General features: G+C 64.9%; 16 protein-coding genes. 14 read left to right on the top strand and 2 right to left on the bottom strand.

Features of this window, described 5'->3' with window-relative positions; all coding sequences use genetic code 11:
• Position 1: 1 nt before the first annotated feature.
• Positions 2-550, top strand: a complete 549-nt coding sequence (locus KIT02_RS15205; RefSeq protein WP_297579435.1) for an SH3 domain-containing protein — start codon at positions 2-4, stop codon at positions 548-550.
• 207 nt (positions 551-757) lie between these two features.
• Here the strand turns inward: KIT02_RS15205 and KIT02_RS15200 are convergent, their stop codons facing one another.
• Entirely contained in the window at positions 758-1,564 is an 807-nt protein-coding gene (locus tag KIT02_RS15200; RefSeq protein WP_297579433.1) for a siderophore ferric iron reductase, read from the bottom strand.
• Positions 1,565-1,749: 185 nt separating this feature from the next.
• Here KIT02_RS15200 and KIT02_RS15195 point away from each other — a divergent pair, with 185 nt between their 5' ends.
• The 11 genes from KIT02_RS15195 (at position 1,750) to KIT02_RS15145 (ending at position 11,352) form a co-directional block, all read left to right on the top strand.
• On the top strand, positions 1,750-2,178 hold the full coding sequence (locus KIT02_RS15195) for a TadE/TadG family type IV pilus assembly protein (protein WP_297579431.1): 429 nt from the start codon (positions 1,750-1,752) through the stop codon (positions 2,176-2,178).
• A 35-nt stretch (positions 2,179-2,213) separates the two neighbouring features.
• Positions 2,214-3,821, top strand: coding sequence for a TadG family pilus assembly protein (locus KIT02_RS15190; protein ID WP_297579429.1), 1,608 nt, complete (start codon positions 2,214-2,216; stop codon positions 3,819-3,821).
• 88 nt (positions 3,822-3,909) lie between these two features.
• On the top strand, positions 3,910-4,284 hold the full coding sequence (locus tag KIT02_RS15185) for a GntR family transcriptional regulator (protein WP_297579427.1): 375 nt from the start codon (positions 3,910-3,912) through the stop codon (positions 4,282-4,284).
• Complete coding sequence (locus KIT02_RS15180; protein WP_297579425.1) at positions 4,281-5,180, top strand: ABC transporter ATP-binding protein; 900 nt, start codon at positions 4,281-4,283, stop codon at positions 5,178-5,180. Before KIT02_RS15185 ends, KIT02_RS15180 begins: the two co-directional genes overlap by 4 nt.
• On the top strand, positions 5,177-6,067 hold the full coding sequence (locus KIT02_RS15175; protein WP_297579423.1) for a hypothetical protein: 891 nt from the start codon (positions 5,177-5,179) through the stop codon (positions 6,065-6,067). The genes KIT02_RS15180 and KIT02_RS15175 overlap by 4 nt, the downstream gene beginning before the upstream one ends.
• A 73-nt stretch (positions 6,068-6,140) precedes the next feature.
• Positions 6,141-6,725, top strand: coding sequence for an NAD(P)H-dependent oxidoreductase (locus KIT02_RS15170; protein WP_297579421.1), 585 nt, complete (start codon positions 6,141-6,143; stop codon positions 6,723-6,725).
• Between the two features lie 97 nt (positions 6,726-6,822).
• Complete coding sequence (locus KIT02_RS15165) at positions 6,823-7,713, top strand: metal ABC transporter substrate-binding protein (protein ID WP_297579419.1); 891 nt, start codon at positions 6,823-6,825, stop codon at positions 7,711-7,713.
• Entirely contained in the window at positions 7,710-8,579 is an 870-nt protein-coding gene (locus KIT02_RS15160; protein WP_297579417.1) for a manganese/iron ABC transporter ATP-binding protein, read from the top strand. Before KIT02_RS15165 ends, KIT02_RS15160 begins: the two co-directional genes overlap by 4 nt.
• On the top strand, positions 8,576-9,430 hold the full coding sequence (locus KIT02_RS15155) for a metal ABC transporter permease (RefSeq protein WP_297579415.1): 855 nt from the start codon (positions 8,576-8,578) through the stop codon (positions 9,428-9,430). Before KIT02_RS15160 ends, KIT02_RS15155 begins: the two co-directional genes overlap by 4 nt.
• Positions 9,427-10,257, top strand: a complete 831-nt coding sequence (locus KIT02_RS15150; protein ID WP_297579413.1) for a metal ABC transporter permease — start codon at positions 9,427-9,429, stop codon at positions 10,255-10,257. Before KIT02_RS15155 ends, KIT02_RS15150 begins: the two co-directional genes overlap by 4 nt.
• A gap of 60 nt (positions 10,258-10,317) precedes the next feature.
• Entirely contained in the window at positions 10,318-11,352 is a 1,035-nt protein-coding gene (locus tag KIT02_RS15145) for a DUF2793 domain-containing protein (protein ID WP_297579412.1), read from the top strand.
• A 102-nt stretch (positions 11,353-11,454) separates the two neighbouring features.
• Here KIT02_RS15145 and KIT02_RS15140 read toward each other — a convergent pair whose 3' ends face one another.
• A complete protein-coding gene (locus tag KIT02_RS15140) occupies positions 11,455-12,039 on the bottom strand; it encodes a helix-turn-helix domain-containing protein (RefSeq protein WP_297579411.1) in 585 nt (194 codons plus the stop codon).
• 76 nt (positions 12,040-12,115) lie between these two features.
• On the opposite strand from KIT02_RS15140, the gene KIT02_RS15135 reads away from it, so the two are divergent.
• Together KIT02_RS15135 and KIT02_RS15130 are read left to right on the top strand one after the other, a co-directional pair.
• Positions 12,116-12,532 carry a VOC family protein gene (locus tag KIT02_RS15135; protein ID WP_297579410.1) on the top strand — a complete coding sequence of 139 codons (417 nt, stop codon included), beginning with the start codon at positions 12,116-12,118 and terminating at the stop codon, positions 12,530-12,532.
• A 158-nt stretch (positions 12,533-12,690) separates the two neighbouring features.
• Positions 12,691-13,788 (top strand): Gfo/Idh/MocA family oxidoreductase, encoded by a 1,098-nt coding sequence (locus tag KIT02_RS15130; RefSeq protein ID WP_297579409.1) that lies wholly within the window; start codon positions 12,691-12,693, stop codon positions 13,786-13,788.
• Positions 13,789-13,799: the final 11 nt, after the last annotated feature.

Here is a 13,799-nt window from a genome sequence, read left to right as displayed (position 1 = left end):
CTTGCCCAATTCACGGGGCCTTCGCCGCCTTGTCCTCCTGCCGCTGCTGGCCCTGGTTCTGGCTGGCGCGAGCGTGCCTGCCCCGGTGCTGGCCCAGGACAATCCCAGCGGGCTGCCGCTGCCCCGATTCGTGTCGACACGGTCGAGCCCCATCAATGTGCGTGTCGGACCCGGCACGCGCTACGAGATCGCCTGGAATTTCCTGGTGTCGGGCGTGCCGGTCGAGATCATCCAGGAGTTCGACACCTGGCGGAAAATCCGCGATGTCGAGGGCGATGAAGGCTGGGTGCATCAGAGCCTCTTGGTAGGCAACCGCGCCGGCTATGCCACCCCGATCACCGCCAATGGCGAGGTGGCGATGCATGTCAACGCCGCCGAGGACTCCATCGTCCGCGCCCGCCTCGCCGCCGGGGTGCGCGTCGCCATCAGCGAATGCGAGAAGAGCTGGTGCCGCATATCGGCCGGCCAGCCGGGCGAACACGCCAATTTTTCCGGCTGGGTCCGCCAGGAAGAGCTCTGGGGCGTCTATCCGGACGAAACGTTCGACTAATACCTGTCACCCGTGAACTGATCCAGCGGCTCCATCGCCCCCTCGCCCCTCAGGGGAGTGGGATGGGGTGAGGGGTGAAAGCCCTTCGGCAAGAACGCAAATGTGAACCCCTCATCCGGCGCTTCGCGCCACCTTCTCCCTCAGGGGAGAAGGGAAGAGCGACTCTCGCCGGATCTATTCGAACATGGAAGTGACCGGGACTATCCCCTATCCATGCAGGTTTTGCATCTCGCGCTCGGCCAGAGCCTGGTCGCGCTGGCGCTCGATCCGCGTTTGCCTGTCCTGGCGCGGGCATGAGGCGCAATAGGCGTCGGGCATGGCGAGATAGTCGAGGCAGCACCCCTTGCGGTCAAGGATGACGACGGGCTCACAGCCGGGCACCTCGACCGTCTCCAGCCGCCCCAAGCCGGCCAGTCCTGCCGCCTCGAGCCAGGCGGATGCGAGCTCGTGTTGCTCGGCCATGGTGGTGCCGGGACGGTAGTCCGGCAGGCGCAGGATGATCATCAGCAGCCGGTCGGCCAGCAGGCGCCGGGCCGGCAAGGGCTTGAGCGGGACATGGTCATTCACTTCATCCAGCAGAGCATCGGCAACGCGCCTCAGACCCGCTCCGGCATGGGTAATCATGGCGGGAAAATCGTCCCGGAATTGCGGCCCGGCGGGCAGGCGGTAGCCATCCACATCGAAATTCTGCCGGGCCTGCGCCAGCCGGGTGAGATCGGGCACGGCACCATGCAGATGCACCGACAGTACCGCGAGGTAAGCCGGCTGCCAGGTCAGGTTGTTCCAGAGCCGCGCGGCGTAATAGGCCTCCCCGGCATCGGGAAAAGCCAAGCGGATGCGGGCCAGCCAATCGGCGAGGAAAGCCGAATTGTCCGCGCCCGCCAGGTGCCAGCCCGGCAAGGGACCGCCCGGCGCGCCCTTGAGAAAGCCGGTGGCCCGGGCCAGGGTCGCGATCAGGCGCGTGAGGGCCACATCGCCATTGTCGCCGGCAAACAGATAGTCGCGCTGGGTCACCGCTTCGCCTCGAATTGTGCCCTTCCTAACCAAATCCGCGCGCCCTGAACAGCAGCGCTTTTCCCGAAACCGCTCCTAGGGATAGTCCCGATGGGGGTGCGCATTGCCCCCAGGGGCGGCTTTGACTCTTTTCCCGTTCGGCACCGGCACACTGGCCACAGGCTTGTTCACGGCCGGAGCCCGTCATGGTCCAGCGCCCTCAAACCTTTGGCAGCGATTGCCGTGGCACGGCAGTCATCGAATTTGCCATTCTCACCCCGGTCTTCCTTTTGATGATCACCGGGATGCTGGCCTATGGCATCTATTTCGGTGCCGCCCATTCCCTGCAGCAGCTGGCGGCCGATGCGGTGCGGGTGTCGATCTCGGGCCTCAGCAGTGCCGAGCGCGATGGCCTCGTCGGCGCCTATCTCGATCGTCATGCCGGGGTCTATCTGCTGATCGACCCGGCCCGCCTGCGGCACGAACTGGGCGCCCATCCCGATGATGCAGACCAGTATCGCCTGGTGCTGCGCTATGACGCGTCCGACTTGCCGATCTGGAACCTTTATCCGCCCCTGCCGCTGCCCGACCAGAACATCGTCATCGGCGCCACCATTCGCAGGGGCGGCCTGTGACTATCCGGGGGTTCATAGGCGATGAAGGCGGCAATATGGCCATCCTGTTCGCCGCCGGTTTTGCCCTGTCGGCGGCGGTTTCGGCCCTCGCCGTCGATGCGGCCGCGCTGTATCACGAGCGCCGCGTGGTGCAATCGGTGGTGGACCTGGCGGCGCTAACGGCGGCGCGCGATCCGGGCCGGGCGCTGGACATTGCCCAGACCGTTCTGGTTGATGCCGGGCTCCTGGCCGGCACGGACAAGACGGGCCTCATCGTGACGCCGGGACACTATGCCGCCGATCCGACGCTGGCGGCCGATCAACGGTTCGCGCCCGGAGCGGGGCCGGTCAATGCGGTGCGGGTGCACTTCGAAAAGCCGGGGACGCTCTACTTTGCCAGCGCCTTTTCCACCGAACCGACCATCGCCGCCTCGGGCATTGCCAGCGTCACCCCGGAAGTGTCGTTTTCGCTCGGGTCGCGCCTGGCGAGCCTTGATGGCGGCATTGCCAATGCGGTGCTCGGGCAATTGCTGGGCACGGGCCTGTCGCTCAGTGTCATGGATTACAACGCCCTGGCTTCGGCCCGGGTCGAGGCCCTGGACTTTCTCGATGCGCTGGCGCTGCAACTGGGCCTCGATGCGGGTACCTATGACGATCTGCTGTCCATGCAGGCCGGGCCCGGCCCGATTGCGGCGGCGCTCAAGTCCCTGACCGGCGGCACCGCCAATTCGGCGCTGTCGGCGCTGGCCCTGGATCGAAGCGGCTCCAGCCTCGACCTCGGCAAACTCATCGGCCTCGGGCAGTTGGGCGGGCTCGAGATCGGCAGCAGCGACGCTGCCCTGGGCATGTCGCTGTCGGTTCTCGAAATCCTGAGCGCGGCCGCAGCCCTGGCCGATGGCGAAAGGCAGGTCTCGCTCAATCTGGGGGCCAGCCTGCCCGGGCTGGCCAGCCTGAAGCTCGATCTTGCCATTGGCGAGCCACCGCAGGGCGGGGGTTGGTTCACCGTGGGACCGGCCGGCACCATGGTGCGCACGGCCCAGACGCGGCTGCGCATCACCGCGCAATTGCTGGGCGGGGCCATCCTGCTCAATGCCGGAGTGCGGCTGCCGATCTGGCTCGACCTGGCCCATGCCGAGGCCCAGGTGATCAGTGCCACCTGTCCCGAGGGCGGCACCGACCGGGGCAGCGCGGTCATCGCCGTGCGGCCCGGTGCCGTTCATGCGGCGATCGGAGAGATGAGCGCCGAACAGCTCAAGAGCTTCGGCTGGCTGCCGCCGGCGCAGCCGGTGCGGCTGATCGATGTGCTGCTATTGCGCGTGACAGCCTCGGCACAGGTCGAAGTCGCCCGGCCCGAACCGGTGGCGGTGACCTTCACCTCGGCCGATATTGCCGAGGGTCGTCTCAAGACGGTGGGCACAAGCGGCATTGCCACCTCGATCATGACCAGCCTGTTGGGCGATCTCAATCTGGGGGTCAATGTGCTGGGCCTGGGCCTGGCCTCCCCCGCCGTGATCGCGCAAGCCGTGCGCGGGCTGGTGACGCCTCTGGCTCCGGTGCTCGATCTCACGCTCGACGCCGTCCTCGACACCTTGGGCCTCGGAATCGGCGAAGCCGATGTGCGGGTCTATGGCGTGCGCTGCACCTCCCCCGTTCTCGTGGGTTAAGAGGCCGGCAAAAGGCCCTTTCAAACGTCCGCTTGACTCCTCGTTTTAGTGTGCTAGTAATGTAGCACACTAGACGAGTGTGAGACCTATGGACGATTTCAACGCAAGCCAACCGATCTTCGTCCAGATCCGCCAGCGGCTGATCGAGATGGTGCTGCGCAATCAGGTTGGCGAAGGGGAGGCCTTGCCCTCCATTCGCCAGATTGCCAGCGACCTCTCGGTCAATCCGTTGACGGTGACCAAAGCCTTCGAGGCGCTGGTCGATATCGGGGTGGTGGAAAAGCGCAGGGGACTGGGCATGTTTGTGACGAGCGGAGCGCGGGCAGCCTTGCTGTCCCATGAGCGCGACAAATTCCTCAAGGAAGACTGGCCGCGGATCGCCGCACAGATCCGCGCGCTTGAACTGGATATGACGACATTGCTGAACGCCGGTAAGGCCGAAGACAAGGGCAAGAGCGAATGACCGACACGTCCCTCCAAAGCGAACCCATCGTTACCGCACGCGGGTTGCGCAAGAAATTCGGCGGCAAGGAAATCCTGCACGGGCTGGATTTCGACATCCCCGCCGGCCGCATCTATGGCCTGATCGGCCACAATGGCGCGGGCAAGACCACGACGCTCAACGCCATGCTGGGGCTGACCAGCTATGAAGGCACCATAAGGGTGCTTGGCGAAGACCCCTTCGCCCGGCGCGCCCAGTTGATGGAGAATGTCGCCTTCATCTCCGACGTGGCGAGCCTGCCGCGCTTCCTGCGCGTCCGGGAACTGTTCGCGCTGCTCTCCAACATTCATCCCAATTTTTCGACCGACAAGGCGCGCAGCTTCCTTGAAGGCACCGACATCAAGCCGGAAATGAAGATCCGGACCCTTTCCAAGGGCATGATGGCGCAACTGCACCTGGCCGTGGTCATGGCCATCGACGCCAAGCTCCTGGTGCTGGACGAGCCGACGCTGGGCCTCGACATCACCTATCGCAAGCGCTTCTACCGGCGGCTCCTGGAAGACTACATGACCGAGGAGCGGACCCTGATCATCACCACCCACCAGGTGGACGAGATCGAGTTCATGCTCTCCGACATCATGTTCATCCGCGATGGCGAGTTGATCCTGCATATGCAGATGGAGACGGTGAGCGAGAAATTCTCCCAGCTGGTGGTCGATTCAGCCGAAAGCCAGGAGGCCGCACGGGCGCTTGGCCCGGTCTATGAGGAAACCCGCTTCGGGCAGACGGTCATGATCTTCGACGGGGTCGAGCGCGACAAGCTCGAGCCGCTCGGCCGGGTCTCGACGCCCACCATGTCCGACCTTTTCGTGGCGCTGATGCAGCGACCCACAGCCAATCCGGAGACCGCCCGATGAAGGCCTTTCTTGCCCTCGTCCACCGCGAGTTCATCGAACATCGCGGCGCCTTCTTCATCGCGCCGCTGGTGCTGGTGGGGATCGTCTTCGGCCTCACCATCCTGGCCTTCAGCGTCAACCGCCTCGACACCCGCTTTTCCGGGCAATTGCTGACGGTGGTGCCCACCTGGGTATTCGAAGCCGGCTTTGCCGGCCTCGCCGCCGCATGGTTGATCTATCTCGGCTTCGTCTTGTTCTTCTACTGCGCCGACGGCTTTGCGGCGGACAAGCGCAACAATGCCATGCTGTTCTGGAAGTCCATGCCGGTTTCCGATTTCACGGTATTGCTGAGCAAGTTCACCGCCGCGGTGACGGTCCTGCCCGGCGCCGTCTTCGGCGTGGCCCTCCTCAGCCTCGTGGGCATGTTCGGCGTCGCCTATGTCACCACCCTTTTCGGCGGGCTGGCCGGGGCGGACCTTCTGGGCAGCATCATCGCGATCTATGGGCAGATGGCCATGGTGTTTCTCGTGGTCATGGTCTGCGGCCTGCTCTGGTATTTGCCCTATATGGCGCTGGTCGGCGCCATGGGGAGCGCGGTGGGCCGCTGGGCCATTCCCCTGGCCCTGCTGCTGCCCACGGTGGTGTCGGCGCTCGAATGGGTCACCCTGGGAGGCGCGCATCCCTTTGCCACCCATACCTGGGCCTATCTCGACTATCGCAGCCAGATGCCCATAGCCCTCGATCATCTCGATCAGGTCTGGGAGGGGCAGCAGCCGTTCGAGCCGATCGTCTTCGTCACCGATTTCCTGCAGAAGTTCGACTGGCTGCAGGTCGGGATCGGCGCGATCTTTGCCCTCGTCGTGCTCTACCTCGCCAGCGAATATCGTCGCCGCGCCGCGGTCAATTGACCCGATAGGCCATCGGCCTGCATTGTCGCCGCGCCCCCTCACGGGCGCGGCGTTTTTTGTTCCGAGGCTTTTTATGACCGTCCATCTCGTTCTGGCCCATCCCCTCGCCGACAGCCTCAATGCGCATCTGGCGCGCGGCATCGAAACCGGGCTGACCAAGCGGGGCGTGGCGGTCGACCGGCTCGATCTCTATGCCGGCAATTTTCAGCCCGCGCTCACCACCAATGAGCGCGCCCACCATTATGACCAGCCGCAACCGGCTGGCGATGTACTGGCGCTGCAACAGCGCCTTGCGGCGGCCGAGCATCTGATCCTGGTGTTTCCGACCTGGTGGTTTTCGCTGCCCGCCATCCTCAAGGGCTGGTTCGACCGGGTCTGGAGCCCGGGCTTCGCCTTCGATCAGGGGACGCCGATCGTCCCCCGGCTCACCCATCTCAAATCCGTCCTCGTGGTGACGACGCTCGGCTCGCCCGCCTGGATCGACCTCCTCGTCATGCGCCGCCCGCTGCGCCGTGTGCTCAAGACCGCCCTGATCGGCGCCTGCGCGCCCCAGGCCCGGTTCACCATGCTGTCGCTCTATGGCGCCGAAGAGCTGCCGCCTGAGCGGCTTGAGCGCTTCGAAGCCAGGATAGCCGCAGCGCTTCAGCATCTCGACTGAGCGTCCGTGTTCAACTCTGTTGCGAACCATTCGCATTTTAGTTGCGAATGATTTGCAGAAGCATTATAGCTTGATGCATTGATGTCCGGAGTTCGTGATGCGCCGTCGCCTGTTTACCGCCCTTGTTGCCACACTTCCCCTGTTCGCCATTGCCCCAATCAGCGCCCAGGAGCGCATCAAGGCGGTCACCAGCTTCACCATCCTGGCCGACATGGCGGCCAATGTGGCCGGTGATGCGGCCGATGTCGTGTCGCTGACCAAGCCGGGCGCCGAGATCCACAATTACCAGCCGACCCCGGGCGACCTGCTCGCCGCCCAGGATGCCGATCTGGTGCTGTGGAATGGGCTCAATCTCGAACAGTGGTTCGCCCAGTTTCTCGACAACCTGCCCGACGTGCCCGATTTCATCGTCACCGAAGGCATCGAGCCCATCGGCATCGGCGAGGGCCCCTATGAGGGCAAGCCCAATCCGCATGCCTGGATGAGCCCGGATGACGCGCTGATCTATGTCGCCAATATCGAAAAGGCGCTGAGCACGGTCGATCCGGCCAATGCCGAAATCTATGCCGCCAATGCCGCCGCCTATTCGGAAAAGATCCGGGCCACGGTTGACCCCATCCGCACCGCCATCGCCGCCATTCCCGAGGACAGGCGGTGGCTCGTGACCTCGGAAGGTGCCTTTTCCTACCTGGCGCGCGATTTCGGCCTCAAGGAGCTCTATCTCTGGCCGATCAATGCCGACCAGCAGGGTACGCCGCGCCAGGTCCGGGACGTCATCGACGCGGTGCGCGAGCACAGCATTCCGGTGATCTTCTCGGAATCCACCATTTCGCCGCGTCCGGCCGAGCAGGTGGCGCGCGAAACCGGCATTGCCTATGGCGGGGTGCTCTATGTCGACTCGCTCTCCGAGCCCGATGGACCCGTCCCAACCTATCTCGATCTGCTCAAGGTCACGACCGAGACCATCGTCAAGGGCCTCAGCCAGTGACCCAGGAACAGGGGATTTCGGTCGCTGACGCGACGGTCGCCTATCGGAACGGCACGACCGCCCTGCGCCATGCCAGCTTCTTCTCGCCACGCGGTTCGATAACCGCGCTGGTGGGGGTCAATGGCGCAGGCAAGTCGACCATTTTCAAGGCCATCATGGGCTTTGTGCCGCTGGCGGCGGGCGAAATCTCCATCCTCGGCCGCGACGGCCGCAAGGCGCAGCGGCAGAACCTGGTCGCCTATGTGCCGCAATCCGAGGAAGTGGACTGGAATTTTCCGGTTCTGGTCGAGGACGTGGTGATGATGGGCCGGTTCGGCCACATGAACATGTTCCGTATCCCCCGCCCGATCGACCGGCAGAAGGTGGCGGCGGCCCTGGCCCGCGTCGACATGACCGAATATGCCAAGCGGCAGATCGGCGAACTTTCGGGCGGGCAGAAGAAGCGCGTCTTTCTCGCCCGCGCCCTGGCGCAGGAGGGTGAGGTGATCCTCCTCGACGAGCCCTTTACCGGGGTCGACGTCAAGACCGAGGATGCCATCATCGCCCTGCTCCGCGCCCTGCGCGACGAAGGCAAGGTCATCCTCGTCTCCACCCACAATCTGGGTTCGGTGCCCGAATTCTGCGACCGCACCGTCCTGGTCAAGGGCACGGTCCTGGCCCATGGGCCAACCAGCGAAGTGTTCACGCGCGAACGCCTCGAAGAAGCCTTTGGCGGCGTGCTGCGCCATTTCGTGCTGTCCGGCGCGGGCCTGCATGACGACGACGATCCGCGTCACCTGTCGGTCTTGACCGATGACGAAAGGCCGCTGGTCTTTTATGGCGCCCAGGGGCAGCAGACCCATCAGCAGTCGAGCGGCGAGAAATGATCGACTATCTGCTCGAGCCGTTTGCCTATGATTACATGGTCAATGCCATGTGGGTTTCGGCGCTGGTCGGGGGCGTCTGCGCCATCCTGTCGGCCTATCTCATGCTCAAGGGCTGGTCGCTGATCGGCGACGCCCTGAGCCATTCCATCGTGCCGGGCGTCGCCGGCGCCTATATGCTGGGCCTGCCCTTTTCCATCGGCGCCTTCATTTCGGGGGGTCTGGCGGCCGCGGCCATGCTGTTCCTGTCGCAGCGCACGCGGCTGCGCGAGGATGCGGTGATCGGGCTGATCTTCACCAGCTTTTTCGGGCTGGGCCTGTTCATGGTCTCGGTCTCGCCGGTCTCGGTGGATGTGCAATCCATCGTCCTGGGCAATATCCTCGCCATCACGCCCAATGAGACCCTGCAGCTGGTCATCATCTCGGCCGTCACCCTTCTGGTCATGGCCGTCATCTGGAAAGACCTCATGGTCACCTTCTTCGATGAGAGCCATGCCCGCTCCATCGGCCTCAGGACCACGCTGCTCAAGGGGGTGTTCTTCACCCTGCTCAGCGCCGCCACCGTGGCGGCCATGCAGACCGTGGGCGCCTTTCTCGTCATCGCCATGGTGGTGACCCCCGGCGCCACGGCTTATCTGCTGACCGACCGCTTTCACCGGCTGATCGGCATCGCCATCCTCGTGGGCGTGCTCTCCTCGTTCTTCGGCGCCTATATCTCCTTCTTCCTCGATGGTGCCACCGGCGGGGTGATCGTGGTGCTGCAGACCCTGGTCTTCCTCATCGCCTTCGTGCTCGCCCCCAAGCATGGGCTCATCGCCCAGCGCCGCCGCGTTGCCAGGGAGATCGGCCAATGACCTGGTTCGACATGGCCCTCTGGCCGTTCCAATTGCCCTTCATGCTGCAGGCCATGGCCATCGGCGTGCTGGTGGCGGTGCCCACGGCCCTGCTCTCCTGCTTCCTCGTGCTCAAGGGCTGGTCGCTGATGGGCGATGCCATTTCCCATGCGGTGCTGCCGGGCGTGGTCATCGCCTATATTGTCGGGCTGCCGCTGGGCGTCGGCGCCTTCGCCGCCGGCATGCTCTGCGCGCTCTCGGTCGGCTTTCTCAAGGAAAACAGCCGCATCAAGGAAGATACGGTCATGGGCGTGGTCTTTGCCGGCCTGTTCGGCCTCGGCATCGTGCTCTACACCGCCATCCGCACCGATGTGCATCTCGATCACATCCTGTTCGGCAACATGCTCGGCGTCGGCCAGGGCGATCTCATCACTGCCGGCATCATCGCGCTGGTGGTGACGGCGCTCGTCGTCGCCAAGTGGCGCGACCTCATGCTGTTCATCTTCGATCCGCAGCAGGCCGGGGCCATCGGCCTGCCGGTGCGGTTGCTGCACTATGGCCTTCTGGCGCTGATCTCGCTGACCATTGTGGGGGCGCTGCAGGCCGTGGGCATCGTGCTGGTCATTGCCCTGTTGATCGCGCCCGGCGCCATCGCCTTTCTCGTGACCCGGCAATTCGGACAGATGCTGGTGATCGCCACTGCGATCTCGGTGGGGTGCAGCCTCGTGGGCATCTATCTCAGCTTCTTCCTCGACAGTGCCCCGGCCCCGACCATCGTGCTGCTGATGAGCGCCAGCTTCGTGGTCGCGCTCATCGCCACGCAGCGCAAGACTGTCGCCGCAGTATGAACTAATCCCCGTCGGCGCCGGCAGCGTCACACTGGGCCCAGACATATTCTGGAGCCCATCATGGACGAAACCGCCCGCCTCACCCTGCCCTTCATCGCCGCCAATCAGGCCCTCAAGCATATCACCCACAACGAAGCCCTCCTGATGCTGGATGCGCTTGTGCAGCCGGTGGTGGAAACGTCAGGCACGACCACCCCGCCGCCGAGCCCCATGGAAGGCGACGCCCATATCGTGCCCGGGGGCGCTACCGGGGCCTGGTCGGGCCACACTGGGGAGATTGCGGCCTTCCAGTCCGGGGGCTGGCGCTTCTACGACCCGGCCCAGGGCTGGCTGGTCTATGATCGCGGCGCCGCCGCGCTCAAGCTGTTCGACGGCAGCGCCTGGATCAGCATCGCCGCGCCCGGCTCCGGTCTTGGCCAGCTTGGTATCAATACCTCGGCCGACGACACCAATCGGCTGGCGCTGGCCTCGGGTGCGAGCCTGTTCACCCATGCCGGGTCCGGGCATCAGCTCAAGATCAACAAGTCCGGCGACAGCGACAGCGGCAGCGTGCTGTTCCAGTCGAACTGGACCGGCTATGCCGAAATGGGGCTGATGGGCGACCGGAACTGGCGCATCAAGACCAGCCCGGACGGCTCTGCCTGGACCGACGCCATCACCATCACCGCCGCGACCGGGGTCGTGACCATGGGCGGCTCGACCCGGCCAGCCTCCGACAATGCCCATACGCTCGGTGCCAGCGGCGCCCGCTGGTCGGCCGTGTGGTCGGCCACCGGCACCATCCAGACCTCCGATGCCCGCCTCAAGACCGAGATTGCGCCGACCGATCTCGGGCTCGACTTCATCCTGTCGCTGAACCCGGTACGCTTCCGCTGGCTCAAGGATGATGGTCAGGTCCATTACGGCCTCATCGCCCAGGAGGTGGCCGTGGCTGCAGGCCACGCCGGGGCTGCCGGTTTCGGCGGCCATGTACTGGGCAGGCCGGGCGATGCCGAAAGCCCCCAGGCCCTGCGCTATGACCAGTTCATCGCCCCCCTCATCGCCGCCGTGCAGACCCTGGCGGCCCGCGTCGCAGTGCTTGAGGCCGAGGAATAGCGCGTCCGAATTGGCAGAACCTGTTCCGCACACGCCAATGTCACCCCGGCGAAGGCCGGGGCCCATCATGGGATGAGGAGGCGCTATCTGATATGAAAGCCGCTAGGCCCGCAGGCCCTCCAGCATAGCGGCCATGGCGGTGCGGAAATCGTCCTGCTGCTCGATTGGGGCCAGCGCGGCGCGGTCGTAGAGGGCGCCGAACAGTTGGGCCAGGGGCAGGACCGGCAGGGGCCGGATGAAGCCGGCCTCCATGGCGTCGCGCAGACCGCAGACCAGCGTTTCGAGACCGGTGCGCGCGTCGATGTCGTCCAGCATGTCCCGGCCGAGGACCGCGGGGGCATCGACCAGGAGGATGCGGCGGCGTCCCGGATCGGCCATGGCCGCGAAAAAGGCGTCGCTGCCCGCGAGCAGAGCCGCCAGCGGATCGGCCGGCATGGTGTCGCCCGCCGCTTCAATGGCGGCGGCCCGATCCTGATGTTCCTGCTCGACCACGGCGGCGAACAGCGCCGTCTTGTCGGCGAAATGGTGATAGAGCGCGCCGCGCGTCACCCCGGCCGCCGCGACGATTTCGGGCGTGCTGGTGTCGGCAAATCCCTTTTCCGCAAAGAGCTTCCGGGCGGCAGCCAGCAGCTGGCCCCGCGTTTCTTCCCGCCGCTCTGCCTGCGATCGCCTGTTTGCCACTTGCATACATACAGCCTGTATGTTAATTCATCAGATACATGCAGTCTGTATCTAACTGAACACCAATGCAAGGAGAGCCGAGATGAAATTCAACAGCCTTTTCCCCCTGATCCAGGTGCGCGACATTGCCGGCACCGTCGCCTTTTATCGCCAGCATTTCGGCTTTACGCCGGTGTTCGAGAGCGACTGGTATGTGCATCTGCGCGGCGACAGCGACGCCCTGTTCGAAATGGCCGTGATCGGCCACGATCACGACTCGATCCCGCCCGTGGGGCAGAAGCCGACAAGCGGGTTGATCCTGAGCTTTTACGTCGATGACGCGGCTGCCGAGGCGGCCCGGCTCGAACAGGCCGGCGTCACCATCGCCCAGGCGCTGCGCGACGAAGTCTTCGGCCAGCGCCATGTCATCGTCGCCGATCCCAATGGCATTCTCATCGACATCATCACGCCCATCGAGCCCGATCCGGAATGGCTCAAGGCCCAGGTGGCTGATCGCTGATCCTCTCAAAACCCGAAGGCGTTCCGGATCGATCCGGGCGCCTTCGGCCCTCGCCCGCGCGAAAAACACCGGTGGGCATCAAAAATCACACAAATCCCCTTTCGGCTTCGTCCGCCCCCCGCTAGTTTGATGCACGTACATCCGGGAGGAGCGCGGCAATGACCGACAAGCGCCTCGGTATCGGCTTTATCGGTACCGGCAATATTTCATCGGCTTATCTCAAGGCTATTCTGGGCAAGGATGGCCTGCCGGGCTTTTCCGTGCTCGACGTCAAGGCCCTGGCCGATATGCGCGAGGAGGCGGCCTCGGCCCGCGCCGCCGAATTCGGGCTCAAAGCCATGAGCGTCGAGGCGCTGCTGGCCGATCCCGGGATCGACCTCGTGGTCAATCTCACCATTCCGCGCGCCCATGTCGATGTCGGCCTCCGCTGTCTCGCCGCGGGCAAGCATGTCTATTCCGAAAAGCCGCTCGGCATCACCTTTGCCGAGGGCAAGACCCTGCTCGACGCCGCCAGGGCCGCAAACCTGCGCATCGGTTCGGCGCCGGACACGTTCCTGGGCGGCGCGCACCAGCAGGCACGTGCCGTGGTCGATAGCGGTGCCCTGGGCCAGCTCATCGGCGGCACCGCCTTCATGCAATGCCCCGGCCACGAAAGCTGGCATCCCGATCCGGCCTTCTACTACGACCTGGGCGGCGGCCCCATGCTCGACATGGGTCCCTATTACATCACCGATCTCGTCAATCTCCTTGGTCCGGTGGCCCGCGTTTCGGCCATGTCGTCGCGCCTGCGCACCGAAAGGCCGATCACCTCCGAGCCCAAGAAGGGCCAGGTCATGCCGGTCAGGATCGACACCCATGTCACCGGCTCGCTCGGCTTTGCCAATGGCGCCATCGTGCAGATTGCCATGAGTTTCGACGTCGCCGCCCATCGCCACGTGCCGCTCGAAATCTATGGCACCGAGCAGACCCTGCTGGTGCCCGATCCCAATCACTTTGGCGGTGAGGTTGAACTGCGTCCGCGCGGCCGCGACGCTGAATGGTCGAGCGTGCCGGTTGAAAAGCCCTATGCCGATGGCAATTACCGCTCGCTGGGCGTTGCCGACATGGCCGCCGGCATTCTCGAAAATCGCCCGCACCGCGCCAATGGCGATCTGGCCCTGCATGTCCTCGAGGTCATGGAAGCCTTCGAGCACGCCGCCCGCGACGGCCGCACGGTCGAGATCAAGACCCCGGTGGAGCGCCCCGCGCCGCTGTGATCGCCGGGCCG

Origin of the sequence: Devosia sp., assembly GCF_025809055.1 — a bacterium.
In the GTDB taxonomy this organism is placed as follows: domain Bacteria; phylum Pseudomonadota; class Alphaproteobacteria; order Rhizobiales; family Devosiaceae; genus Devosia.
Note: the sequence above shows the minus strand (reverse complement) of the source record. Positions and strands in the feature narration are given on the sequence as shown.